At 38.3% G+C, this 25,870-nt stretch carries 29 protein-coding genes; 10 read left to right on the forward strand and 19 right to left on the reverse strand.

All coding sequences use genetic code 11. The features are described 5' to 3' along the window. The first annotated feature begins 5 nt into the window (after nt 1-5). Both hemN and PQ459_07720 read left to right on the forward strand, forming a co-directional pair. Nucleotides 6-1,364 (forward strand): oxygen-independent coproporphyrinogen III oxidase, encoded by a 1,359-nt coding sequence (hemN, locus tag PQ459_07715; protein ID WDF48356.1) that lies wholly within the window; start codon nt 6-8, stop codon nt 1,362-1,364. 105 nt (nt 1,365-1,469) lie between these two features. Then, nucleotides 1,470-2,300 (forward strand): alpha/beta fold hydrolase, encoded by an 831-nt coding sequence (locus PQ459_07720; GenBank protein ID WDF48357.1) that lies wholly within the window; start codon nt 1,470-1,472, stop codon nt 2,298-2,300. A 3-nt stretch (nt 2,301-2,303) separates the two neighbouring features. Here the strand turns inward: PQ459_07720 and PQ459_07725 are convergent, their stop codons facing one another. Then, on the reverse strand, nt 2,304-2,771 hold the full coding sequence (locus tag PQ459_07725) for a hypothetical protein (GenBank protein WDF48358.1): 468 nt from the start codon (nt 2,769-2,771) through the stop codon (nt 2,304-2,306). An 89-nt stretch (nt 2,772-2,860) separates the two neighbouring features. Here PQ459_07725 and PQ459_07730 point away from each other — a divergent pair, with 89 nt between their 5' ends. Together PQ459_07730 and PQ459_07735 are read left to right on the forward strand one after the other, a co-directional pair. Then, nucleotides 2,861-3,304 (forward strand): 6-carboxytetrahydropterin synthase, encoded by a 444-nt coding sequence (locus tag PQ459_07730; GenBank protein ID WDF48359.1) that lies wholly within the window; start codon nt 2,861-2,863, stop codon nt 3,302-3,304. Between the two features lie 74 nt (nt 3,305-3,378). Next, nucleotides 3,379-4,008: an outer membrane beta-barrel protein gene (locus PQ459_07735; GenBank protein WDF48360.1), complete on the forward strand. Its 630-nt coding sequence runs from the start codon at nt 3,379-3,381 to the stop codon at nt 4,006-4,008. A gap of 45 nt (nt 4,009-4,053) precedes the next feature. On the opposite strand, the gene PQ459_07740 is transcribed toward PQ459_07735, so the two are convergent. Further along, a complete protein-coding gene (locus tag PQ459_07740; GenBank protein WDF48361.1) occupies nt 4,054-5,250 on the reverse strand; it encodes a DUF1343 domain-containing protein in 1,197 nt (398 codons plus the stop codon). Between the two features lie 4 nt (nt 5,251-5,254). On the opposite strand from PQ459_07740, the gene PQ459_07745 reads away from it, so the two are divergent. Then, a complete protein-coding gene (locus tag PQ459_07745; protein ID WDF48700.1) occupies nt 5,255-6,484 on the forward strand; it encodes an FtsX-like permease family protein in 1,230 nt (409 codons plus the stop codon). Nucleotides 6,485-6,735: 251 nt separating this feature from the next. Beyond that, a complete protein-coding gene (locus PQ459_07750; GenBank protein ID WDF48362.1) occupies nt 6,736-7,719 on the forward strand; it encodes a pyridoxal-phosphate dependent enzyme in 984 nt (327 codons plus the stop codon). A gap of 157 nt (nt 7,720-7,876) precedes the next feature. Here PQ459_07750 and PQ459_07755 read toward each other — a convergent pair whose 3' ends face one another. The 5 genes from PQ459_07755 to PQ459_07775 form a co-directional block, all read right to left on the reverse strand. Continuing rightward, nucleotides 7,877-8,125, reverse strand: coding sequence for a hypothetical protein (locus PQ459_07755; protein ID WDF48363.1), 249 nt, complete (start codon nt 8,123-8,125; stop codon nt 7,877-7,879). Continuing rightward, nucleotides 8,122-8,451 carry a DUF2752 domain-containing protein gene (locus PQ459_07760; GenBank protein ID WDF48364.1) on the reverse strand — a complete coding sequence of 110 codons (330 nt, stop codon included), beginning with the start codon at nt 8,449-8,451 and terminating at the stop codon, nt 8,122-8,124. Before PQ459_07760 ends, PQ459_07755 begins: the two co-directional genes overlap by 4 nt. Before the next feature lie 45 nt (nt 8,452-8,496). Next, the gene (locus tag PQ459_07765; GenBank protein ID WDF48365.1) at nt 8,497-9,144 is read right to left on the reverse strand and encodes a DUF4279 domain-containing protein; all 648 of its coding nucleotides are present in this window, start codon (nt 9,142-9,144) and stop codon (nt 8,497-8,499) included. A gap of 11 nt (nt 9,145-9,155) precedes the next feature. Further along, complete coding sequence (locus tag PQ459_07770; protein WDF48366.1) at nt 9,156-9,998, reverse strand: isoaspartyl peptidase/L-asparaginase; 843 nt, start codon at nt 9,996-9,998, stop codon at nt 9,156-9,158. Between the two features lie 153 nt (nt 9,999-10,151). Next, nucleotides 10,152-11,060 carry a cyanophycinase gene (locus PQ459_07775; GenBank protein WDF48367.1) on the reverse strand — a complete coding sequence of 303 codons (909 nt, stop codon included), beginning with the start codon at nt 11,058-11,060 and terminating at the stop codon, nt 10,152-10,154. Between the two features lie 354 nt (nt 11,061-11,414). On the opposite strand from PQ459_07775, the gene cphA reads away from it, so the two are divergent. From cphA to PQ459_07790, 3 genes are all read left to right on the forward strand, one after another. Then, entirely contained in the window at nt 11,415-14,042 is a 2,628-nt protein-coding gene (gene cphA / locus PQ459_07780; protein ID WDF48368.1) for a cyanophycin synthetase, read from the forward strand. Between the two features lie 217 nt (nt 14,043-14,259). Beyond that, nucleotides 14,260-14,982 (forward strand): MBL fold metallo-hydrolase, encoded by a 723-nt coding sequence (locus PQ459_07785; protein WDF48369.1) that lies wholly within the window; start codon nt 14,260-14,262, stop codon nt 14,980-14,982. A 64-nt stretch (nt 14,983-15,046) separates the two neighbouring features. Then, nucleotides 15,047-16,177: an alpha/beta hydrolase-fold protein gene (locus tag PQ459_07790; protein WDF48370.1), complete on the forward strand. Its 1,131-nt coding sequence runs from the start codon at nt 15,047-15,049 to the stop codon at nt 16,175-16,177. A gap of 55 nt (nt 16,178-16,232) precedes the next feature. On the opposite strand, the gene PQ459_07795 is transcribed toward PQ459_07790, so the two are convergent. After that, entirely contained in the window at nt 16,233-16,550 is a 318-nt protein-coding gene (locus PQ459_07795) for a nuclear transport factor 2 family protein (protein ID WDF48371.1), read from the reverse strand. A 20-nt stretch (nt 16,551-16,570) separates the two neighbouring features. Continuing rightward, on the reverse strand, nt 16,571-17,365 hold the full coding sequence (locus PQ459_07800; protein ID WDF48372.1) for an SDR family oxidoreductase: 795 nt from the start codon (nt 17,363-17,365) through the stop codon (nt 16,571-16,573). A 123-nt stretch (nt 17,366-17,488) separates the two neighbouring features. On the opposite strand from PQ459_07800, the gene PQ459_07805 reads away from it, so the two are divergent. Further along, entirely contained in the window at nt 17,489-17,860 is a 372-nt protein-coding gene (locus PQ459_07805) for a winged helix-turn-helix transcriptional regulator (GenBank protein ID WDF48373.1), read from the forward strand. 9 nt (nt 17,861-17,869) lie between these two features. Here PQ459_07805 and PQ459_07810 read toward each other — a convergent pair whose 3' ends face one another. The 10 genes from PQ459_07810 to PQ459_07855 all read right to left on the reverse strand — a co-directional run bounded on the left by PQ459_07810 (nt 17,870) and on the right by PQ459_07855 (nt 25,687). Beyond that, the gene (locus tag PQ459_07810) at nt 17,870-18,298 is read right to left on the reverse strand and encodes a hypothetical protein (GenBank protein ID WDF48374.1); all 429 of its coding nucleotides are present in this window, start codon (nt 18,296-18,298) and stop codon (nt 17,870-17,872) included. A gap of 237 nt (nt 18,299-18,535) precedes the next feature. After that, on the reverse strand, nt 18,536-19,120 hold the full coding sequence (locus tag PQ459_07815; protein WDF48375.1) for a hypothetical protein: 585 nt from the start codon (nt 19,118-19,120) through the stop codon (nt 18,536-18,538). A gap of 74 nt (nt 19,121-19,194) precedes the next feature. Then, the gene (locus PQ459_07820) at nt 19,195-19,356 is read right to left on the reverse strand and encodes a hypothetical protein (protein ID WDF48376.1); all 162 of its coding nucleotides are present in this window, start codon (nt 19,354-19,356) and stop codon (nt 19,195-19,197) included. A 95-nt stretch (nt 19,357-19,451) separates the two neighbouring features. After that, complete coding sequence (locus PQ459_07825) at nt 19,452-19,844, reverse strand: hypothetical protein (GenBank protein WDF48377.1); 393 nt, start codon at nt 19,842-19,844, stop codon at nt 19,452-19,454. A 414-nt stretch (nt 19,845-20,258) separates the two neighbouring features. After that, nucleotides 20,259-20,642 (reverse strand): DUF5004 domain-containing protein, encoded by a 384-nt coding sequence (locus PQ459_07830; protein WDF48378.1) that lies wholly within the window; start codon nt 20,640-20,642, stop codon nt 20,259-20,261. 15 nt (nt 20,643-20,657) lie between these two features. Further along, nucleotides 20,658-21,155 carry a hypothetical protein gene (locus PQ459_07835; protein ID WDF48379.1) on the reverse strand — a complete coding sequence of 166 codons (498 nt, stop codon included), beginning with the start codon at nt 21,153-21,155 and terminating at the stop codon, nt 20,658-20,660. 13 nt (nt 21,156-21,168) lie between these two features. Continuing rightward, the gene (locus PQ459_07840; protein WDF48380.1) at nt 21,169-21,765 is read right to left on the reverse strand and encodes a hypothetical protein; all 597 of its coding nucleotides are present in this window, start codon (nt 21,763-21,765) and stop codon (nt 21,169-21,171) included. A gap of 204 nt (nt 21,766-21,969) precedes the next feature. After that, entirely contained in the window at nt 21,970-22,923 is a 954-nt protein-coding gene (locus PQ459_07845; protein WDF48381.1) for a hypothetical protein, read from the reverse strand. A 231-nt stretch (nt 22,924-23,154) separates the two neighbouring features. Beyond that, nucleotides 23,155-23,571 (reverse strand): hypothetical protein, encoded by a 417-nt coding sequence (locus PQ459_07850; protein ID WDF48382.1) that lies wholly within the window; start codon nt 23,569-23,571, stop codon nt 23,155-23,157. 130 nt (nt 23,572-23,701) lie between these two features. Next, nucleotides 23,702-25,687: an ATP-binding protein gene (locus PQ459_07855; GenBank protein ID WDF48383.1), complete on the reverse strand. Its 1,986-nt coding sequence runs from the start codon at nt 25,685-25,687 to the stop codon at nt 23,702-23,704. Nucleotides 25,688-25,870: the final 183 nt, after the last annotated feature.

Below are 25,870 nucleotides of genomic sequence, written 5' to 3' on the forward strand. Positions count from 1 at the left end.
CCCCAATGAATTCTTTAGTTGACAAATACAATATTCCTGGTCCGCGTTACACCTCTTACCCGACTGTTCCTTATTGGAATGAGGAAGGTTTTACCGCAGATCTCTGGAAAAAATCAGTGATAAGATCTTTCTCGGAAAGCAATTCTGAGGAAGGGATTTCTATTTATATTCATTTGCCTTTTTGTGAGGCGCTTTGTACATTTTGTGCCTGTCACAAGAGAATTACGAAGCAACATTCTGTAGAAATTCCATATCTGGAAAGCGTTTTGAAAGAATGGAAATTGTACTTGGAATTGTTCGATCACAAACCAAAATTGAAAGAACTTCACCTTGGAGGCGGAACTCCGACTTTCTTCTCACCAGAAAATTTGAGAACACTTTTACAAGGCATTTTTGATACGGTAGAAATTGCCGAAGATCAGGAATTCAGCTTTGAAGGTCATCCGAATAATACAACCCGCGAACATCTTCAAACCTTGTTTGATCTAGGATTTACGAGAGTTAGTTTCGGTGTTCAGGATTATGATCCGAAAGTTCAAAAGGCGATCAACCGGGTTCAGCCTTTCGAAAATGTCGAAAATGTGACCAATTGGGCAAGAGAAATTGGCTACAAAGGCGTGAGCCACGATTTGATCTTTGGATTGCCACATCAGACTTGGGAAGCGATGGAATTCACAATCCGTAAAACAATGGAATTGAAGCCGGACCGATTGGCTTTTTATTCCTACGCACACGTGCCGTGGGTGAAAGGTGTTGGTCAACGTGGTTTCGACGAAAATGATTTACCAAGTGGCGACGAAAAGAGAAGACTTTACGAAGACGGAAAAAAACTGTTGGAAGATCTTGGTTACATAGAAATTGGGATGGATCATTTCTCTTTGGAACACGATGATCTTTATCAATCTCAAATTCAGAAAAAACTGCACCGTAATTTTATGGGTTACACATCAAGCAAAACCCAACTGATGGTTGGTTTGGGAATGTCCGCAATTTCAGATTCCTGGTATGCGTTTGCACAAAACGTGAAAACGGTGGAGGAATATCAGAAGTTAGTTGAAGAAGGACAAATCCCGGTTTTCCGAGGTCATATTTTAGACGCAGAGGATCTGAATATCAGAAAACATATTTTAAATCTGATGTGTCAGCTGGAAACCAGTTGGGATCTGCAGAATTCCTTCCCAGAGATTGAAAACTCCATTGAAAAACTGAAAGAAATGGAATCTGACGGATTGGTAGAAATTTCGGAAAATCAAATCAAGATCACGGAAAAAGGAAGGGCTTTCACAAGAAACGTTGCGATGGTCTTTGATCTAAGAATGTTAAGGAACAAACCGGAAACACGGATTTTTTCGATGACGATATAAAATATATTTGTTTCAAAATTTTACATCTTTTTGTCATTCCGCAGGAATCTAAACTATTGAGATTCCTACGGAATGACAAAATTGTGTTTTAACAATACTTCAATTATGAACTTGATCAAACAAAAAAATATTGTTCTAAAAGGTGAAAGAGAATTCTTGGCAGATGCCTTTTTTCCTGAATCAGAAAAGAAGCTTCCTTTAATAATATTTGTTCACGGTTACAAAGGCTATAAAGATTGGGGAACTTGGGAACTGATGGGAGAGAAGTTGGCGAATGCAGGATTTTATTTTGTCAAATTCAATATGTCGCATAATGGAACCACGATTGAAGATCCAAACAACTTCGGCGATCTGGAAGCTTTTGGGCAGAATAATTATTCAAAAGAATTAGATGATCTGGAAACTGTTATCGATCATTTCAAAAATCAAAAAGAAGTTGACGCTGAAAATATAATTTTACTAGGACACAGCCGAGGTGGCGGAATTTCGATTGTTAAAGCTTCAGAAAATCAAAATATTACCGCATTAATAACGCTTGCAAGTATTTCGACGCTTGACAGATTTCCGAAAGATGAAGCTTTTGAAAACTGGAAAAAGAATGGCGTATATTTCATCGAAAATGCCAGAACCAAACAAAAAATGCCTCATTATTTTCAATTTTTCGAAGACTACGAAAATAAAAAGGAAAGATTTGATGTTGAGAAAGCTTGCAAAAATCTGAAAATTCCGGCTTTATTCATTCACGGAACTGATGATGAAGCGGTTACAATCGATCATTCCGAAAACCTTCATCATTGGACAAAGGATTCTCAATTCAAAATCATACACCAGACTGGTCACACCTTCGGTGCAAAAGAGCCTTGGAAAAGCGATTCTTTACCAAAAGAATTAGATGAAGCCGCTGAAATCTGTATTGATTTTCTAAAAGAAAGATAGAGTTTACTTTTGCTTCTTAACAAGGTTGTTATTCTCAATCCAGCGTTTGTTGCTATTAATATCTTTCAAATACCAGATGTCGCTCGCATTCATGATGTATAAACTGTAAACCAATGGCATGGCAATCTGTTTGCCTTCCAGGAAATTGGCTCTTACAGAAACCGCATTTTTCTTGCGAATATAATCTCCCGTGAAAATATTAGAAAAACTCTGTCCGCTGGATTTGTCATCAATCAGTTCAATTAATGTCAAAGTCCCGTCAGCATTGAATTCTAAAACGTGACGTTCTCCGTGGTCTTCAAAATCCTCTACCAAAACGAATTTTTTACCTTTGAGATCGTAATTGGTAGCATCTTTCATTTTTTTTCCTTTTTCCTCAATTTTTTCCAGGATTTTGTTGATACCAGAAAAATCTTGAGAATAGAAATAAACAGAGGAAATTAAACTTAAGAATAGAAGTGCTTTTTTCATAATAACATTGTGTCTTTGACTGCAAAAATACGAATTTGAAAAAGTTTATCGTCAAAATAATTAAACAGATTTTTAATTATCTTTGCAGAATGATAAGGATTACCAAGATTTTTACTTTTGAGACCGCTCACGTGCTCTATAATTATGATGGAAAATGCAAGAATATGCACGGCCATTCCTATAAATTATTTGTAACTGTGAAGGGAAATCCGATCAACAATCTCGATGACCACAAGAACGGAATGGTCGTAGATTTTGGTGATATCAAAAAAATTGTAAAAGACGAAATAATTAATCTTTGGGATCACTCAGTTCTTGTGAATGGAGCATCGCCACACAAATTGCTAGGAGAGAGTTTGGAAAATCAAGGTCATAAGGTGATTTTTTGTGATTATCAGCCGACTTGTGAGAATATGCTCTACGATATCGCTTCAAAAATCAAATCCAAACTTCCATCTGAAGTTCAGCTTGCGTACCTGAAACTTCACGAAACCGAAAATTCTTACGGTGAATGGTTGGCAGAAGAAAATTAATTTTATGATTTCTTATAAGTTGTTTTGTTTTAAGTTAAAATAATCTTAAAATTGCAGACTAAAATTAATCAACTATGAAAAAACTATTAGTTCTTGGAGCCATTGCACTTTTTGGAACAATGAACGCTCAAACTGAAAAAGGATCTTGGGTTGTCGGTGGATCTACTACTTTAGGATTTAATTCCGCCAACACAAAATATAAGTATGATAATAACTCCACAGACGGACCAAAAGTATCAACTTTTACAATCACACCTTCAGCGGGTTACTTTGTGATTGATAAATTAGCTATTGGTATTGATCTAGGTTACACATCACTTACTACGAAAGTGGAGAGCACTTTTATGGGGACAAATTACTCCGCAAAAACCACATTGTCCACATTTTCTATCTTGCCAACTGCAACTTACTACTTTAAATCAGACTCTAAAGTTTTACCTTATTTAGGTGCTGGTGCAGGATATTCTACTTCTAAAGAGAAATTTACACAGACTGGAACAGGGTCTAACAATTACGAAGATAACCTGAACGGCTTTGCTTGGAAAGGAAAAGGTGGAATTGTTCTTCTTATAACACCTTCAATCGGTATCGACCTTGGGGTTTCTTACACTGGGACTAACGGTAAGTACGATGATGACAGCGATGTGAAAGTACAAACAAACACTTTCGGTGTGAACGCTGGTATTTCAGTTTTCTTGAAATAACAGAATAATAAAAAAAACAGAAACCTCGCATTCCGCGAGGTTTTTTTAGTTTGGATAAACAATATATTTCTGTCTTACTTTCTCAAAATCTGCAAGATCTTTTTTCCAGCTTTCTTTGATTTCTTTTTCAGATTTTCCAGCAATGATCTGTTTTCTGAGTTCATCACTTCCTGCTAATTTGTCAAAAAATAAATTTTGTAAAAAATAGTTTTGTTGAGGATTTTTATAGTCCTTGTAAGATTTGATTAGCCATTCCAGACTCAAACCCCGCAAGTCCTTTGAGTAACTGCTAAGATTTTCTCCGTAGCATAATTTTCCATTGAGGAATGGATCTTTTGCACCTTCAGCTGGTTTTGGCGTGAACTGATAAGGAAAGGTTTTTGTCCAGGGACTTCCAAAGATTTGGAAAGGAAGATTTGTTCCCCTTCCCACAGAAACCTGTGTTCCTTCAAAAAAACAAAGACTTGGATAGAGATTGATGGATTTATCATTTGGAAGATTGGGCGAAGGTTTATCGGAAACGCCATATCTTTTTTGCTTGTGATAATTCAGCATCGGAACCAAAGTGTATTTTGCTGTGATGTTATTTTTGAGCCATCTCTCTCCATTTACCATTTTTCCATATTCGCCAATTGTGAGTCCGTAAACCACAGGAACATTATGCAATCCTACAAAGCTTTTCCATTGGTTTCGCATCATTGGTCCATCGGTGTAGCCATCGTGCGGATTTGGTCTGTCCAGAACAATCACTTCGATGTTATTTTCAGCCGCCGCTTCCATTATATAGGATAATGTGGAAATGTAGGTGTAAAATCTAACACCAACATCCTGGATATCGAATAAAATCACATCTGCACCTTTCAGATATTCAGCCTTTGGTTTTTTGTTGTCACCGTACAGCGAAACGATTGGCAAGCCGGTTTTCTTATCAACGCCGCTTTTCACGTGTTCACCAGCATCGGCAGTTCCGCGAAAGCCGTGCTCGGGTGCAAAGATGGATTTGATTTTGACATTATTCTCAACTAAAAAATCAACCAAATGCTTTTTATCCTTTAGGAGGCTGGTTTGGTTTGCAGCAACAATTACGTTTTTATTCTTCAAAAGTGGAAGGTAAAGTTCCGGTCTGTCGGCAGCAGTTGCAAAACAGTCTTTTACAGCATTCTGAGATTTAATAAAAGTGATTGAACTAAAATAAATTAGCAGGATAAAAACTAAAGTTTTATTTTTGAAGCTTAATATCATTGATTTGAATTTTCCGTTATATTTCTCGAAAAAGATAGCGTTTTCCAAAGATAATAAAAATAATCTCTCGAAAGTGATTGTCTACATTGGCAGGCTTTCCGTTGCATTAGGCATCATTGTTTCTTTGATTACAATCTCTACAGGTCTCGGCTCCAAAAAAGCCATAGAAGACCGAATCTCAAATTTCAGCGGCGATATTTCTGTCAAATCCACACGTTCCAATTCTTCCTACAACTCATCGGTTTTGGAAACGCAAGGTTTGGATATCAATGCGGTGAAAAATATTACCGGCGTAGCAGGATTACAATCTTACGCCTCAGTCAGTGGAATCCTGAGAACAGAAACTAATTTTGCAGGAATCATTCTGAAAGGTGTCGGGAAAGACTTTGACAAAACCAGATTTCAGCCGTTTATGATTTCCGGATCCATTCCGGATTTCAAAGAAGAGGGGTACAACAACGAAATTATTTTGTCCGAAAAAATAGCCAACGATCTTTCTCTGAAAGCGAATGACAGCATCGTTACTATTTTTTCAAAGGAAGATCAGAAACCGATTTACAGAAAATTTGTCGTCAAAGGGATTTATAAAACCGACATCAAACTTGTGGATGATCTCTACATCATTGGCGATATCAACCACGTCCGAAAAGTGATGAATATGGAGGACAAGCAAGTCGGCGGATTGGATATTTTCCTGGATGATACAGACAAAATAGATCAAGTCTTTCCGGAGATCGAAAAATACATTGGCTATAAAAATTATGCAGAAAAAGTAACAGAGAAATATCCGCAGATTCTGGATTGGATCAATATCTTCAACCAGAATATTTCGCTTATTATCACGATAATGCTTTTGGTAGTTGTCATTAATATTGTAATGGTTCTCTTAATTTTAATCATAGAAAGGACCAACTCCATCGGTGTTTTGAAAACAATGGGCGCTTCCAATGCACAGATCAGATCCATCTTCATCAATTACACATTATTAATTATGATACCGGGATTATTGGCAGGAAATGTCATCGGGCTGGGATTATTATTGATTCAGAAATATACAGGATTTATCAAATTAGATCCCGAGAATTACTTTATCAGTACAGTTCCGGTGGATCTCAATCCGCTTTACATCATTGCAGTTTCAGTCGGCATCTTTATTGTTTCAGGTATAGCGATGATCTTGCCAAGTTATCTCATCAGTAAAATCTCACCAGTAAGAGCCATCAAGTACAGTTAAAAAATTATTGTAATTTGGGCAGCTTTTCCGCCTTCCGTTCCCGCTTTTTTTTGCCAAGGCTTTTCCCGATGCAAAAAAAGAGCTCCACTCAAGTCGGGCTGCAGATTCAAAATAGAAACAACGTTTTCTCATCATTTAGAACCAGTTACAATTAAAAATATAAAACACAATTAAAAATATCAGATAGTTATTAAGCGATTCTTCGATTATCGTCAATCATTTATAAACTATCAATCATCAATTATACAATTATGAAATATTACAACAACATCGTAGAAACCATTGGTAATACACCATTGGTCAAAATAAACAGAGTTTTGGGAGAAGATTTCCCAGCTTTGGTTTTGGCAAAAGTTGAAACGACAAATCCAGGAAATTCCGTAAAAGACAGAATGGCCCTCAAAATGATCGAAGATGCTGAGAAAGACGGTCGTTTACAACCAGGCGGAACCATCATCGAAGGAACTTCCGGAAACACAGGAATGGGATTGGCTTTGGTTGCAATTCAAAAAGGTTACAAATGTATTTTCGTAACCAACTCCAAACAATCTAAAGAAAAATGTGACATTCTCCGTGCTGTAGGAGCAGAAGTGATAGTTTGTCCAACAGACGTAAAACCGACAGATCCAAGATCTTATTATTCAGTTTCAAAAAGACTGGCGAAAGAAACTGAAAATGGCTGGTACGTAAATCAATACGATAATCTTTCCAACAGATTAGCACATTACGAAAGTACAGCGCCAGAAATCTGGGAACAGACAGACGGAAAATTAACGCATTTTGTTGCTGGCGCTGGAACAGGCGGAACAGTAACAGGTTGCGGAACATTCTTCAAAGAGAAAAATAAAGACATCAAAATCATTGGTGTGGATACATACGGTTCAATCTTAAAAGAAATCCACGAAACTGGAGAAATCCACCTAAATCACGCCTACACATATATTACAGAAGGCATTGGCGAAGATATCCTTCCAGAAAATTACGATATGAGCGTCATCGACCATTTCGAGAAAGTGACCGACAAAGACGGTGCTATCTATGCGAGAAGACTGGCGAAAGAAGAAGGGATTTTCTGCGGCTATTCTGCGGGAAGTGCAATGTCTGCTTTGGTTCAGATGAAAGATCAGTTCACGAAGGACGATGTTATTGTCGTTTTGCTACACGATCACGGAAGTCGTTACGTTGGAAAAATCTACAACGATGATTGGATGAAAGAAATGGGTTGGCTGGAGTAATTATAAATGATGAAACATCAACGATAGATGATAGAAAAACCGTCTTGTTCTGTAACAAGACGGTTTTATTTTATCAATAGGAGTGGGCTTTAGCCCGCTTGTTCGTTGGACTTGCTTGCAATTGGCTTTAGCCTAAATAAATATCATTCCTTAGTGATTACAAAATTCCGCCGCCTAAAATCAATCTGATAAATCCGAAAAATGCCGCCGCGCCACACATTGCGATGCCAGCGATGGCGTTTCCTTTTGGCAGATCATCTTCTTGCACGTAAGCTACAATGCTGATCACCAATCCGATCATTGAAAATGGAATGTTGAGCCAGTTGAACGCTCCCAAACAAGGGATGAATCCGAAAAGCATTCCGAAAATCGCTAAGATTCCTATCACCAGACTTGCTGTTTTCATAGTTTTGTTTTATAGTTTTTAAATAAATATTTTAAAAAGAAAAGTGAATTTAAGATTAGTAAAACACACATAAACGGACTTAACTTATTCAATGCAAAAGCACCACTGAAATTCAGTTTTTTAAGTTCGATAAAAGCGTGAGTAGATCCACATAGAAAACATTCCAATCCCTTTTTCCGAGCTTCACAAGTTGGAAGTTGTAACAGGATTTTTTGCTCATCTACAAAAAATAAAACCAATAAGATTAAAAGTGATAAAATTGCAGAGACTTGCCAGACAATTACAATCGCGTTTTTGAACTCTTGGTTTTTGTAGATTTGATTCATTTCCTAAGCTTTTCTAGAAAGTTCATTAAGCAATTAACTTGGTTTCTAAGAAATGAATTTATTTCCCGAAACGGCTAGATCAAAATCTACTGATAAATCCATTTCGCTTAATTTTTGAATGATTTCTTTAGACAAATTTGGACCTCCAATCAAGCCATTTCCATTATGAAACTCCATAAGAACCTGAATGTAGCCATCTGCAAGTTCAGCTAATTTTTTAATGCCATCTCTGTCATTTTCTAATTCAGAAATTAATGCATTAAGTTTTGCTTCAAATGAGTCTGGAGTTTTGTTAATATCAATAATTACAGAACTGAAGCTGTAAATTCCTTTTCCGTTTTTTCTAATATCTCCTTTGTTCCAACTTTCAGTAATTGCCAGTTTTGTATTTTTTCTAAGTTCATCACTACTTAAATTTTCCGATGTTGCTCTAAAATAAATCGAAATGTAAGGCTCAGTCGATATTCCAAAAATTTCTTTTTTGATTAAATCAATATAGAAAGTCAGATAGAATCTTTCTCCAACAATCGGAAGATATACAGTCACTTCATTATTGGCTGTGATTATATTTTCGATTTTGACAATATTATTAATGTAAACCGGAGAATGAATTTCTAGAAATTGTTCTGTAAAACCCCAATCCTTTTTTTCTATTTCAGTTTGGATAAGAGTAATTATTTCTGATTCATTCATTTGAAAATAATTTACCCAAAAACATCAAAATCCACCCCGTCAAAACTCGCAAAAACCATCGTAGGATAAGAATCCTGATGGAAAATATTTCCCTCAGAGTCAATCCCAATAGCGCCTGCAAAACCATCAATTTCTTTCAACTCTTCAAAAGTTCTGTCGAAGGCATTTTCAATAGAAATTCCGTCTGTGACTCTAGTCACGATTTTGGTAGCAGTCGCATTGCTCACAATATCTTCGCCAACGCCTGTGCAACTCACGGCACAAAAACGATTGGAATAATTTCCAGCAACCGTTGCAGAATCAGATATTCTTCCCGGGATTTCAAAACCTTTTCCGCCGGTGGAAGTGGCGACTGCCAATTTGCCGTCTTTGTCAATCGCAACAGCGCCAACAGTTCCTTTGCCTCCGGTTTTCAGTTTTTCTTCGTACTCTTTTCTTCGTTGTGGGATTTCCGTTGAGAAATCTTCAAAACCATTCGCCGTGGCGTATTTTTTTGCGCCATTTCCGCCAAGAACGCGGTCGTCTTCTTTCATCAATTCCTTAGCCACAAAGATTGGATTTTTCACATTCTGGATATTGATGACGCCGCTCATCTTCTGCGTTTCACCATTCATAATTGCAGCGCTCATTCGGATCACACCGTCACTTTGGATTTGTGAACCAATGCCAGCGTTGTAGAGATCATCATCTTCCAAAAGCGAAACTGCGTAAGCAACAGTATCAAAAGCCGAATTGTTTTGTAGGAATTCATAAGACTTTTTTGCAATCTCTTTCAGTGAATTTTGTTTTGCTAATTTCACTTCGTTGCTTTGATTGCTTTCGGAGAAGAAACCGCCGTGGATGATTATTTTCATAAATGGAATTTTAGTTTTTATGTCTTCGAGAACCTCAGACTGACAAAAGAACTTTCTATATGTTTTCTCTTCATCAGGCTCAAGATAAACTTCGCCTCAGACTGACAATCTTAAATTCTAAAATTTGTCACACTGAGCGGAGTCGAAGTGTTTTTAATCGCTCGTATAATTACTCGGGATTACCTGCGGAATCGGGTTGTACTGGGAATTGACGATTGTCATTTCTCTGGATTTCAAATCAAAAGTATCATTCATAGAAAGGACATCCACAACTAGATTTTTAATGGAAATCGGTTGTCCGAGATCAACATTGGTCAAGTTGGTGTCTTTAATTTGAAGTCCATCCACAATGATGACCAGACCAGAACCGATCGCTGTCATTGTATCATCCTCGATAAATAAACCTGTATCTTCACCAAGACCAATTCCTAATGTTCTCGGATTGTTGACAACGGCCTGAAACAATCTTCCGATTCTTCCTCGCTGCACGAAATGCGTATCGATGATCACATTTTCTATGAATCCAAGACCTTGTGTGGTTTTGATTTCGCCTTTCAACAACGCTTCAGAACTGGAACCTTGATAGATCATATTTTCAGAAGCAGCAGCAGCACCGGCAGAAGTTCCCGCGTAGATGAAATCTTCGGTCTGATATTTCGTTAAAATCGCATCGTGAAATCGGGTTCCGCCGAGAATAGAGGTTAAGCGAAGTTGGTCGCCACCCGTGAACATCACGACATCTGCCGCATTTGCTCTCGCTACGATGGCGTCGCTGTTTGCTTGTTCACGGTTTTGGATGTCCAGGATGTTACAGTTTTTAATGCCAAGATACTCGAACGCCTTTTTATATTCTGGTCCCACAATATCTGGAATCTGAGAAGCTGTGGTAATCACTTCGATGACAGAATCTTCTTTGTTTTTAGATTCATCGATGATCTTTCTGAGGATTCCTCGTTCAAAAAAGTTGAGGTTTTTTTCGACGTTTTGGTCAAAACTGGTCTCTGTAAAACTACCTTTGTTTACAGCGCCTCCAATGATGACTAGTTTTCCTTTTGATTTCATAGTTAACAAAAATAATAAATCATAATAGAATATACGTCATATTTAGAAGGTTAAAATCAGCAACTCTCATTTAAAGTTTTAATTATTAAATATTTATTTAATGTAAAAATCGTATTTAAATTAACAAATCATTAATTATTTTATAAAAATGATAAAGAATCTGTTTTATAACAAAATATTTATTTCTAAATTTTCTTGATTTAAATGCTTTTCTATTATCTTTGATAAAACTAGAATTTAGGAACGGCTTTGGTAAGTGTTTTTGATTGTCTGAGGTCACTCAATTATAAAATTTCAAAGCATTGATTTTAAGACCAATACTGAAATCTAATATCTAACAACTACTTTTTAAATATGAAAATCGAAAAAATACAGGTTCTAAGAGGTCCGAATATCTGGAGCATCACTAGAAAAAAATTGATACAGATGCGTTTGGATCTGGAAGAAACAGAACATTTCCCAACCAATAAGATAGATGGTTTCCGAGAAAGAATAGAACAATTGCTTCCATCATTGATCTCCCACAGATGTTCCGAAGGCTGCGTAGGTGGATTCTTCAAACGTGTGGAGATGGGAACTTGGATGGGCCACGTGATCGAGCATATCGCTCTGGAAATCCAAACGCTGGCTGGAATGGACGTAGGATTTGGAAGAACCCGCGAAACCAAAACACCAGGCGTGTACAACGTGGTTTTCAATTATAGAGAAGAGCAAGCCGGTATTTACGCAGCGGAAGAATCCGTAAAGATCGCTGAGGCGTTGATGGCTGCAACAGAATATGATATCGACAAATGTATCCATAATCTGAAAGAACTCCGTGAGAGCGAAAGATTGGGCCCATCTACTGGCAGTATCGTAGAAGAGGCCGTTTCCAGAAGGATTCCGTGGATCCGATTGGGAAAAAATTCTTTGGTTCAATTGGGTTATGGGATCAATCAACAAAGATTTCAGGCTACGATTACAGGTAACACGAGTAGCATTGCCGTAGATATTGCTTGCAACAAAGAATTGACGAAAAAAATGTTGGAAGATGCCGCAATTCCTGTTCCTTCCGGAAGTTTGGTAGTAGACGAGGAAGGTTTGGATCTTGCAATCAGAAAAATAGGTTACCCAATCGTGATCAAACCATTGGATGGCAATCACGGGAAAGGGGCTTCCATCAATGTGAATGATTATGAAACGGCTGTGGTTGGGCTGACACACGCGCAACAATATTCCAGAAAAGTAATTGTTGAAAAGTACATCACCGGTTTCGATTTCCGTGTTTTGGTCATCAATCATAAAATGGTGGCAGCAGCGAGAAGAGTGCCAGCTCACGTGGTTGGCGATGGCGAGTTAAACATCCAAGAACTAATCGATAAAGAAAATACGGACCCAAGAAGAGGTTACGGACACGAGAACGTCTTGACCGAAATTGATGTCGATAAAGACACCAACGAACTTCTTGAAAAATTAAATTATACTTTAGCAACGATTCCTCAAAAAGGAGAAATCGTTTACTTAAAATCAACTGCAAATCTATCTACCGGCGGAACATCCATCGATGTGACCGATATGATCCATCCAGAGAATGTTCAGATGGCAGAACGTGTTTCCAGGATCATCGGATTGGATGTTTGTGGGATCGATATTATGGCTGAAAACCTGACGCAACCGTTGAAGGAAAGCGGTGGCGCGATCTTGGAAGTCAATGCGGCACCAGGTTTCAGAATGCACCTTGCGCCAAGCGAAGGTTTGCCGAGAAACGTTGCAGCGCCGGTTGTAGATATGCTTTATCCACCAGGAAAAGAATTCAGGATTCCAATCATTGCTTTGACGGGAACGAATGGAAAAACGACAACCACGCGAATTCTTGCACACATCGTAAAAAACAATGGAAAAAGAGTAGGATTTACCACATCTGACGGCATCTACATCCAAAATACATTACTACAAAAAGGCGATACGACCGGACCTCAATCTGCCGAATTTATCTTGAAAGATCCCACTGTGGAATTCGCTGTTCTGGAAACGGCGAGAGGCGGAATTCTTAGATCAGGACTTGGTTTCGGAACTTGTGATATTGGTGTTTTGACGAATATCAAAGAAGACCATTTGGGAATCAGCGATATTCATAATCTTAAGGACCTGACGCGAGTAAAACGTGTGGTTCTGGACAGCGTCAAAAAAGATGGCTGGTGCATCCTGAATGCTGATGACGAATATTCTATGAGATTGGTCGATGATTTGAAATCAAAAGTAGCCTTGTTCAGTTTGGATGAGAACAATCCGCACATTAAACGTTTTGCTAAAGAGGGTAGAATTACCTGTGTTTATGAAGATGGATATGTGACCATCAAAAAAGGCGAGTGGAAGATCCGCATAGAAAGGGTGAAAAATATCCCAATCACGATGGAAGGCAAAGCGAAGTTTATGATCGCGAACGTTTTGGCAGCGTCATTGGCCGCTTACGTTTATGGTTTCGAAATTCCAAACATTGCTTTGGCTTTGACGACATTTATTCCAAGTGCGCAATTGACACCTGGACGATTGAATATCTTCAATTTCAAAAACTTCAAAGTGATGATCGATTTTGCGCATAATCCTGCTGGTTATGAAGCGATTGAAGATTTCTTGAAAAGCGTGGAGGCCAATAAGAAAATCGGAATCATCTCAGGTGTTGGCGATAGAAGAGATGGCGACATCCGCGAGATCGGGAAAATTGCCGGAAGAATGTTCGATCACATCATCATCAGAAACGAAAAACATCTGCGAGGAAGACCAGAAGAGGAAATCAATGGACTTATCATCGAAGGAATCCAGGAAGCCAATCGAGACATCAGCTACGAATGCATCCCAAAAGAGATCGATGCTTTGAAACACGCGATGAGTCTGGCCGAGGAAGGAACATTCATCACAGCACTCAGCGACGTGATCACGAATGCCATAGAATTGGTTCAGGAATATCAGGCTAAGGAAGTTCAGGACGAAGGAAAATATTAGACGAACTTTTTTAAATTAATAAAACCGCTCTAGCAAAGGGCGGTTTTGTTTTTGTCAAAAGATACTTTATCACAATAATCGGTCTTTCAAATCCGAGCCTTATTTTCTCCACGCTACATCTTGGAGCTACTTCATTTTCCTCCTTGGAATTGTGGTTTTGATTTCTTATTTTTTGTCATTGAGAAAAATGAAAGTTATTTAATTTAAAAGATTTAAGATGAAAATATATCCGCTAAAAGACGGGAATTTCAGTGTTGATAAAAATAAAAATTTTACCTATCTCGAAGATTCCGAAAACGAGAAGGACCTCAAAATAGCAATACAACCGTTTCTAATCGAGAACAAAGATGATCTGACCTTGTTAGATGCTGGACTTGGCTGGCTGGAAAATGGCGTTCCGAAGATCCACCTCAATGTTGAAAAAGCCGGTCTGAAACCTGAAAATGTGAAGAGGGTCCTGCTTTCTCATCTGCACAAAGATCATATCGATGGATTGGTGAATAAGGATGGAGAACATTGGTCGCTTAATTTCCCTGAAGCCGAAGTTTACCTTCAAAAACGTGAATTGGAATTTGCCCGGTCCAAAGATGGAAATCCCTCATTCGATCTGGAGGTTCTGAATTTTATTATTGATAATGCCAAAATTGTTTGGATGAATCTCGACAAAGGAAACCTCACAACCGAAATTTCATACGAAGTGACAGGTGGACACACGCCATTTCATCAGGTTTTTTGGATCAAAGAAAATAGTGAGACCGCATTCTACGGCGCAGACAATCTTCCACAAATGGGTTATCTGAAATATCAGATCGCCTTCAAAACAGATTTTGACGGGAAAAAGGCAAGGGACGAAAGAATGCTTTGGGAAAAACAGGCGAGGGAAGAACAGTGGAAAATCCTTCTTTACCACGATCTGGAACTGGATATTGTGACAATATAAATAGGTTTGATTAATTTATAGAATTTGTAAATTGCATAGTTTTCTAACATTTTCAAATAGTCCAATGCAAAAATTAAAAATCATAACAGCTGCTCTCGTTTTCAGTTCGGCTCTGTTGTTTTCTCAAAACTTTAAAACGTCTGTCACAGCAAAGGACGGAAAAGAATTTCCTCGAATTGATGCTAACCGAAAAGCAGAGTTCAAAGTCTATTTTCCCAAAGCAAAATCTGTGACGATAGAAGGTGGAGACGGAATGCAGAACCTCTCTTACGATGCTGCTGAAGGAACCGATGGATTTTGGTCTTTTTCAACGTGGCCATTGGAAATTGGCTTTCATTACTATTGGTTCAACGTTGATGGCAAAAGGACGAATGACCCGAATACAGAACTTTACTTCGGCTACGGCCAGCCTACAAGTGGGATTGAAATTCCGTCTGGTGAAGATTTCTTTTTTGAGAAAAATGTAAAACACGGAAAGATTATAGACGACAGTTTTGAATCTGAGATCACCAAAGGGAAACGAAACTTTAAAGTGTATTTGCCACCAAATTATGGCACGCAGAAATTCCCGGTCTTATACCTCTATCACGGAACTGGCGAAGATATGACTGGTTGGGAAAGACAAGGTTACATCAAAAATATTTTGGATAATCTTTTCGCAGATAAGAAGGCAACCGAAATGATTGTCGTGATGGATTACGGCGTTGCACTAACTTCCGAACAGGAAAAATTACCCGACGATTATCCAAGAACAGTTCTTTCTACAAAAAATCTAGACAAGCTGGTGACTCAGGAGCTGATTCCATTCATCGAAAAAAAATATAAAACGAGTGGTGAAAAAGCTATCGCAGGCCTTTCTAGAGGAAGCTATCAGGCAATGTTCATCGGGGCAAATCATCCCGAATTGTTTTCTGCCATTGGCTCGTTCAGTCCGGTGATCTACGAAGGAACGGAACTTCAGCCTTTTAAAGAATTGCCTGTTGAAAATCTATTGAGATCAAAACAAAAACCATTTTTCTTCATCGGAATTGGCGAGAAAGAAGAAAAGCGTTTTGCGGAATACAACACCACGTTAGCTAATTATTTAAATGAAAACAAATATCCATTCGTCCAATATAATTCAGCAGGAACCTACCACGAATGGCTGACTTGGAGACGTTGTCTCAATGAATTTGCACAACAGATTTTTAGATAATTTAAACTAAAAAAAACCGTTCTTCAACAGAACGGTTTTTTTATGAATGAGATTTCTAACCTGTAATTTTTAGAGAGTCGATCAATCCGTCTTTTAACTTAAAATGATAAGCCAAAACAATTGGACTGCCTGGGAAATTCCCTGAAACTTCAGCTTTCAAAATTTCATCGGCTTCAGAATATTCCAAAGGTTTCATAGTGGCTTTGTATTCTGTATTGGCTTTCTCAATCCATTGTTGGATCTCGGCTTTTCCGTGGTGCGTTTTTCCTTCGTCAAAAACTTCTGCGTTTTCGGAAAAACAATTGGCGTAAGCAAGACTGTCAAAATCGTTTTGAGCATTTGCTAGATCTGTGATGACGTTTGGTAAGTTCATAGGTTTGATTTTTAAAATGATTAAATTGTTGGGATGGTTCCGCCGTCGATGATGTATTCTGTTCCGGTGAGATAATTGGCTCTTGGGGAAACCAGGAAACCGACAAACTCTGCAATTTCCTCGGGCTCAGCTGGCCGTCCGATTGGGATTCCTCCCAAAGCATCCATCACGCTTTTCCTAGCTTCTTCGATGGTAGAATTGGAGCTTTCGGAGATGCGTTCCAGCAATCTCGTAGATGATTCTGTCATGATCCAACCTGGTGAAACGGTCAAAACCCGAATGCCCTTTGGCGAAACTTCCTTAGAAAGTCCTTTGCTGTAATTGATGAGACCAGCTTTTGCGGTTGCATAAGGCAAAGTAGAATCGTACAAAGGCAATCTTCCCTGTATGGAAGCAATGTGAATGATCACGCCACTTTTTTGCAAGAGCATTTGTGGGAGAAATTCTCTGTCCAATCTGATAGGCGCCAAAAGATTTACATTGATACTTTGTTCCCAATCTTCATCAGTCAAAACCGAAAAACCGCCACCTTGGGTTTCCGAGCCACCAAGATTGTTAATAAGAATATCCAGTTTTCCAAACTTGGCAAAAACTTCTTCGGCTACTTTTTTAGTGCCTTCTGATCTGCTGAGGTCGGCAGAAATGAAATGTAAGTTTTCTGTCGCCGTTTCGGGTTGGTTTCTTGCCGTGATGATGACGGTGGCGCCAGCTTTCAGAAGTCTTTCTGCAATTGCTTTTCCCGCGCCTTTTGTGCCTCCAGTTACCAAGGCGATCTTGCCAGATAACTCGTTGTTGAAATTAAAATCTTGTACCATTGCTTTATTTTTGTACAAATTTCTAACATACTTCAACATTGCACAATTACGGAAATACGATTCACATAGGGAACAATTTTTCCCCTATTGCACAATTTGGAACATAGGTTTAATTTTGCTTCTATGTATGAGAGAAAGATTTTACCCAACCTCAATTGTGGCCTCGATCTGATCGGCGAAGTGCTCTATGGCAAATGGAAAATTCGGCTGCTTTGGTTTATCAATCAAGGACATCTGCGCCCGAGCGAATTGCAACGCAAAATTCCCGATGCAACCAGACGCGTTTTGAATATTCAACTGAAAGAAATGGAGGAGCACGAGCTGGTAACGAAAGTCATTTATCCTGTGGTTCCGCCAAAAGTGGAGTACAACTTGACTGATTTTGGAAAGTCTTTGATTCCCGTGATCTCCGTTTTAGGAAATTGGGGCGACGAGAATGAGGAACGTCTGAGATCTGTGATTATGAAAAGATTTGAGTCCGAAAGTGATGAGTAGCGCAACTTACTAGCGGTTCGTGGTTCTGGATTTCAGTTCTGCATGGCTGTTATTGTACGTCTTTCCTTTTTTCGGATGGGTGAATTTTATGCCAGACCAAATTTCATTGATGCTCAGACACGTGCTTTCCACCAGTCCGAATTCGTAACCGGTCTTGATCACTTTTGGCAGAGAAAGGTCGGTTTCCAGCTGTCCGCCTTTTGGCCATGAGACCCACAGCATTCCATCCAGTTTCAGGTGCTCTTTTAATGTTTGAAAGATTTTGGCTTGCTCGCTTTGTTTTATGACAAACAAATGGATGTAGCCAAATTCTCCACTTAACTTTTCTTTCAGTTCAATGTTGGGAAGTTCTATTGATAAGATCACATCCTCAGGCGCATTGGCGAAATAGCTTCTGACATCTTCCTTGATTCCCATCTTCTGTGCTACGGTTTTCATTGCGATTGCTTTTGTGTTATTAATTTTCCGAAACAGTAATTGCGCCAAATTGATTATTCTTAATATTGACAATCTATTGTAATGGCACTTTGTATCTCTAAAAATACGACCTCATCTTTCATTCATTTAGATTAATGACAGTTTCAATAATCATTGTTCAGGTATCAAATGAAAAGGTTAATTATTATGACTTGCATTCCCAATATTTCCATTAGAAGAACAAAGTCAAAATTTGATTTACTTAAGCTGTGAAAAAAGCGTTGCAACTTCCTGATGCTTCTCCAATGGAACAATTGTAAAAACATAGCTGTCCGAGTCGATATCCAAAATTTCCAAAGAATAACCAATGGATTTCAATTCCTTATCATTGATGTGATTCAGAATATCAAAGGTTTCATTGTCATCATATTTTGATCCGCTTGAAAGGCTTGCATAATTTTTTGCCTCCAAAATTCGGTTGATGGCATATCGGATTTCATCTTCATCTTCCTTCCAATCCACTTCTGCCATTTGATCTTCGTCTTGCATTGTATCTATCAAAACAAACTTCGGCGTCAGCGCCACATCTTCTGGGTAAGTCAGTCCACGCTCAGACAGTTTGAATTCATTATCATCATCGTAAAAAGATTTTGGATCTTCGAAAGCTTGTTTCAACTTTAGTTTCAGGCTGGTTTGCAAAGCTTCAGAAATAGTAATGTGATTAACAGTTTCCTCGTACAGTGTAAAATCAGTTTTTGTTTTGTCGGTAGAAAATTGGTCGGTTGCGTTGGACTTCGCTTCGTCTTTGCTTTTTTGTCCGAATAAGTTTGAAAATAATCCCATATCAATGTGTTTTTATTTGGTTTGATTTCATTAATAGAATCAATTCCAAGATCCTAAATTTAGTCCGTTAAAAGTTACTTCTCCACTCTCCTCGTGTAATGCCTTACCAGCACCGCAACTGCAAACAAAAAAGTAACCGCATACAGCACAGACAATGCCGGCTTCTCCACAGTCATCGTATTAAAATCAATTTGTTTGTATAAGGCAGAACCAACAATGATGGCTACTATTCCCATTGTGAACACGGGTGCTTTGCTCTTTTCCATAGTTTTAGAATATTTAAGTTTTCTGTTTAGTTTAATAGAACTAAAATAAGAATTATTTTCAAGAGTTAATTCTGATTAACAGATAAAAGTCTTTTGCTGGTCTTGTCAAAGGTGAGCGTCTTATTTGGTCCGCCATAGAAAAGGGTAATCGCAAGCGTGCTGTCTGTTTCTTTTTCAAGAACAATATTCTTTGCCTGGCTGATCCTCAATTCCGGTCGCAGCAGGACATCGTACTTAACATTGATGGGTTCGTTTTTCAGCCGCTCGATGTCCATTTCGGTGGTTTTGTAAACGACTTGCTCCAGCAATCCTTGTTTCTCGATCACCTCTAGCCACGGGTGAACCATCACGCCATAACCCACAATTTGCGCGCGGTACTTATCATTCAAATCCTTTTTCAGATGCAGTCCTGCTGAGGTCATAGAGAGTATCAGGCTGTAGAGTGGAAGTCCCATCATCAGCACACTTCCCAACACCGCCAAAGCCATCAAGCCCAGAAATACTTTGGCCATAACTTTTCGCCAGTAAAACACAATTACAAAGAGACTAGACAGAAGCCAACTCCAAAACAGAATAATATCACTGTAGTACCCAGCCAGACTAATATTATGATAATAAAACATCAGACAGTCAGTCGACAGCAAAACGGTGCAGAGGATGAAAAGGTAAAGGCTTATTTTCATGCTAATAGAAATGGTTTGATAGAACTAATTTAATTAAATCGACTGTAACCATTACAATTAATATTCTCCTCAGCTGGTTTTAATTCAGTTCACCAGACTTTCTATAAGTTTTTGGATGTTTCAAAACCGAATGATCAAGTGTGAAAAACAAAAAACCACCTCAAAAGGTGGTTCTAATTGATAAAAAAGTTACTTAATTTGCTCTGGCTCTTTCACTTTCAGATAAGTAAAGGTTCCGAGATCTTTATAGGTCATCACACGTCTGTCTGTGTCAAAAGAGTCGATCCTGAAGGTGACGGGCAATAGGGCCGAGGTCATCGTCAGCTCCGTATTGTCTTTGGAAAAGTGCCATTTACCTTTGTGGCTTTCGCCGGCCACCAGACTTTCAAACGTACGGTCGTCGTGGAAAATTTGAAACACCTGATCTGTCTTGAAATAAGACTGGATGTCTTTCTCCTGTCCGTTTTTCACCCACTTCACGAGTTGCCATTTCCCAAACAACTCCTGAGAGGTCTGTCCGCTCACACCGATGAACACGGCAAGCATTAAGCTTAAAATTAATTTCTTAATCATGGTTCTAAAGTTTAATTACAAGGTCTTGCGTACAGTCACATTCGGCGCTTCGCCTTGTGGGACGATGAAGATGGCATTGTCGCTCACCGATCCGCCATTGTCCAGGAAGTAACCCGATATGACCGGGATTACAAAGCTTTGGTATTTCCCCTCCTTGGTGTACGCCCAGTAGGTCACGTTCAGGTTTTGAGGACTCATTTTCAGAGCCAGTTTTTTAGACGTCAGTTTGACGCCGGTCGCATTGATGCAGTTCAGTTCTACCAACTCTGTGTTGGTCACCACTTGCGGGGCGTTGCTCATTCGCAGGTTGAAGTCTTTTCCGGAGTTGTTCACCAGTGTAGCCGAGACCTTGTAGCGGTCATAGGTTTTTCCGCCTGCCGTCACAGACTCTTTGTTCAGGATGTTGAAGGTTACGGCCAGGCCGTCCACCGTCACTGTCTCGCCGTCTGCAATCTTCTGGGCACTTAGGCTTGTGAAGACCAGCAATAATAAAAGAGGGATCAGTTTTTTCATAACGAAGATATTTTTAGAATTGATGCTCGGTGAGTTGTTCTGTGAAGATGCCTTGCGCATAGTCGCTTGGCTCTTTGGTAGAAGCGGGTAGGACAGAAGGGTTCGATGGATATTTCCCATTCTTAAACGTCAGTTGTTTCCATCCGTCACGGTCCTGCACGAGTAGTGTTTTCCATCCATCCGTTGTTTCTTGCTCGGCATAGAGTGGTGGCGTGGTGACTGTGAATTTCGTGATCGGTTTCAGATGATCGTCTAGCAAAACCATAGAGCAGCCGCCGGAGCCGCAGAAGTAAGGCGTGAAGAAACTCACAAAGACTTCCATCTTCCCATCGGTGTTCAGGTCGATTGCTTGGTAGCGGAATTTCCGCTCGCTCATCGGGATGGCTTTCAGGTCGCCGGGGGTCAGGTACTCGTTGGCAATGTAGTGTGCTACTTTCTCTGCGGTGTCGTCCTTGTTTTCGGGTTGTAGGTTTGGTTTGGCAGTTACCGTGTCGCTCAGAGAGAGTTTCTGAGGCTCTGGTGCAGGGCTTTTTTCCGTTTTACTGCATTGAAGCGTCAGGAATGCCATAGGCACCAAAATAAGAGATCGTGTTATGAGATGCTTTTTCATAATCAGAATTTGTTCCCCGAAGTTACGCCAATTTTGCAAAACCTTTGATGATTGATGTTAAATTTTGGCTGATTTTTAGGAAAAATAAAACCGCACTTTAGCAGCGCGGTTTTGGTATTATTCTATGGATGATCCGAGGTTCTGTCCTTACTTTAGTAGACCGCCAAATCCGCCATTTTTACAAATTGTTGTCAGCAGAAGTTTCTATTGATGTAATTTCTCTAATTCCGACAACTCACTTTTATACTTTTCAACGTCCCAATTCAAATTCCAGTTTTTAACATAGTCAGAGATAGGGCCAAGGCCAACTTCTGTTCTTCTTTTATCCACATTGTCAGGGTCGGTCAATGGTAAAACATAGTGCGAATTATCTTTCGGATTGATACCTATCTGACTGCCGTAGATTTGTTTCCGGCCTTCTCGGATTTCTATCCTGTCGATCAACAAAGCCAAAGAACCTGCATTTGCATTTCCTTTGGTTACAGCTTCTCTCATCATTGGCAAATACTTTCGTTGCGTCTCCAGATCCGAATGTTGAATGACAAGAAATATCGCACTGTTGGCTTGCGCGCCTACTTTTTCTTTTCCAACCCAACCTTTTTCATCTAATATCTTTTTTACTCTTAATAAGTTGATTGAGTCGCTCTGAAGTGTTATTTTCCAGAGGTCTTGCATTTCTTTAGAGTCATCACTGTGGGTTTTTAGCGTTTCGTGGATCTGCTTTCTGTATTTTTGGTCTTCCTCCAGAATGGTCAACAATTCGGCCTGCAATGGTTTGTCATAATTCGCTTCTACCAACTCTAATTTCTTTTCCAACTTTTCAACCGTTTTCTCCCATTCTTTTTTTGAATGCAGATTGTCCAGATCAGTATCCGACTTTAAGTGCCTTAGATTGGTCCAGCCATTTTCTATGGATAAGTTCAACCATCTGAATGCTTTTTTTGTATCGCCTGCCAATGCAGATGCACAAGCACCATTATACAAGTGACTTGGATTTTTGCTTTCGATTTTAAAAGCTTTATCATACAGCTCAGCAGACATTTTGTAATCTTTTGAGGCGTACGATTGATTCGCTTCACCGATTAAGGTCGAATAGTCTTGCGCATTAACACCTGTGAATAAAAATAATAATAACAAAGTATAAAGGTGGTTTCTCATTTTTTTCTTTATTAGATTTTAGAGGTTTGCGTTGTGTTTTTTCTTAATGTTTGCTAACTTTATGAGGCGCTTGATATTACGGATTTGTAATTCGCGTTATCTTGGTATTGTATTCTGCCACTGGTGCGAGGCTCTGGCTCGTATCATCTTTCATTTAATATAGCTTTAAAGATTTTAAGTAGTACACAAGCGTGACGCTCGCGCCAGCGGGGGTGCATATTTGTTATCAAACTACTTTTTCAAATTATCTATAATTGTTCCTATAAATGCTCCTCCTGCTGCGGTAACAAGAAATAATGGAAGTCCTATTGCTGAACCCAATGCTGCTATACCAGCTCCTTGTGCTCCCGCAAACAAAATTCCTACGCCACCTCCTACTAAACTCAATCTTGTTGGAAGGTTTGCGTTTTTCCATTTAGTAGAAAAAATTTGTGTGACAATTTTGAAGGCACTTTTAAATGCTTTAGAATTGTTAAGCTCTTTTAATTCTTTTAATTTTTCTTTTTTGGATAACGTTGTTTGATCTTGAATCATTTTGATCTGAGTCGCCCAGTCTAAAACAATTTCACGGTCACTTTCTGGTATCTTTAAAATTTCAATTTCGAGTCGCTTACTACTTTCTGTCTTAGTTAGATTAGTGTTCATCATTATTTTTTATCCTTTGTAAGATTTCGTGTTGGTGCGAGGCTATGGCTTATATCCTAATTAAATTAAAGAAAACTCTTGAGATTTTTAATATTATGCGAGCGAATGCTCGCACCACCGGGGGATATAGATCTTATAAAATAGTATAAATATTATCTTGATCACTTGGCTGAAGACCCCATCTAAAAGCCATATGAACTTCCCAATCATAGCCAAAGTCTTCAAATTTCGGTACTAAATAGCGATTTTCTTCGAAATCTTTTCGTTCAATGAATCCATCATGCTTTACTTTAGTTGCAGTGATAAAATTAATTTTATATAAAAAAGCTGCTAATTGTCTCGCATCAGCAGGTTTGCCATTTGAAAATTTGAATTCACCACGCTCTCTAATTTTATTAATTTTTAAAAGAAGACCTTGTGTTGTATAATAAAAACTATCTGACGTCTTCGCAGTTCTACGATCTGGTTTCATCCCGAAAAGTAATCTTTCTATTGCTGGAAGCTCAGATTTGTATTCATTTATAGTATCCTGAATTCTGTCTAACGAATATTCATCAAAGACTGCCTTTAAATCTTGAGTTGAAATAATCGGAGATTTTCTGTTTTCAGCATTTCTTGCTGCTAGTGTTAAAAGTTTTACCAAATCCCTTGGTCTTTTTCTTATCACTGATAGTAGTACTCTAAATGTCTCCCGACTTTCCCATTTTCCTTGACCAGAGAAGATAGGCTCAATAATACTTATTAAGTTTCTCGCTAGATCTGCTTGATGTGAACTACGTAATAATGCCTCATCAACGGGTTTCTTAAAAAAAGTCCTAACACGTTTTACAAGTAAGGCTAGAATCTCGTGGTAAGACCATCTATACCAAATTACAGAACTTTGAGTTTTATCTGTACTTTCATCTGATGTTCTATATAAAAAATATACATCTGATCTTAAAGAAATTTTAAAATGTAAACGGCGGTTCTCCTCACTAATTATATCTCTGATTGCATTTAAAAGTGCAGATATTTTAGTAATATCCGATTTAGTACCTTCCCAGCCACGATCTAAATCATCAACGTAGATATTTATTGCGGGATTTAATAAAAAATCTTCCAATGACTTTTGGTGTTTCTCAGGTACAAATCCGTCATTTATAGATTCTTCAAGCTTTTCAATAATTAAATCTACAAAGTTTCCTTCGAAATCACTGAAGTCTATTTCTTCAATCTGCTTAATCCCAAAATAGCTGAAAGTTTTTTTTAAGATAATTGTAAATAAATTAACTCTCCAGTTTCTGATTATGTCTGAGAATTCTGTTAAGCCTTTACCTATTTGAGCAACATCGTTAGGCTTAATTTTTATAGGTAATTTTCCTGCATCTTTATCTTCAGACATTGCTACACTAAAAAGAGCTGATTTTCCAATTCCTTTGTGACCAACTAATATTCTGAGCGGTAAATCAACGGCTATTTTATTGAAAATTTCATTTTTGAAATAATATTCTTTTAGTCTTTCAACGTCTTCATCTTCTGCTGCTTCATTTCCAAATAATTGTTGTATTGTAATTTCATCGAATTGAAAAGACGTTTCTCGATTTTTAGCAATTACTTGTGCTTTTGAATTTAATTGTGCTTTCTGTGGTATAGTTTTTAACCAATCTGAAATTCGTACTACTTCATCATATCCAGCTTTTTCATTACTTGTATTTCTTCTAATGTAAATAACATTTCTCTCTAATGAACCGCCAAAAGCAGTTGGTAAGCAAGGACTAGAATATCTTTCAACTGGAATTTCTATGATCTGATATTTTAAACCATTTTCATCAATGAAGGGGTAAGTATTAAATTTAGGGATAGGCAATATTTTATCTTTAATTTTTGATTGAAGAACTGCACCATCTATAAATTCATTTTCTCCAATTCCAATCCTATCGCCATTATCCTTAACTCCAATAATAATATATGCGTTAACATCTCGGACTGTATTAGTAAAGGCAATTATATCTTTCACGAATTCTGCGTCTTTGTCTTTTTTTGAAGAGCTTACAGAGTCTGTAAAATATCCAATTTCTTTAAAGTCTACGAAGTCATTTTCTCCATTAAGGATGAGTTGATTAAATAATTCTGTTGTCATGGTTTTTTTTTTTAAAACGAAGGAAATATAATGAATTTTGTCTTCGCATCGTCCAAGTTATGTTCTCGTATATATTAATCTGTAATTGTAGTTAATTATGTGAATTTTAGCTAATTAGGATATAAAAGTGATAGAAGTAAAAGAATTTTCTTCATTGGAGGGGTTATGGTATTACTTTTTTTA

This window comes from Chryseobacterium sp. KACC 21268, assembly GCA_028736075.1.
In the GTDB taxonomy this organism is placed as follows: Bacteria; Bacteroidota; Bacteroidia; order Flavobacteriales; family Weeksellaceae; genus Epilithonimonas.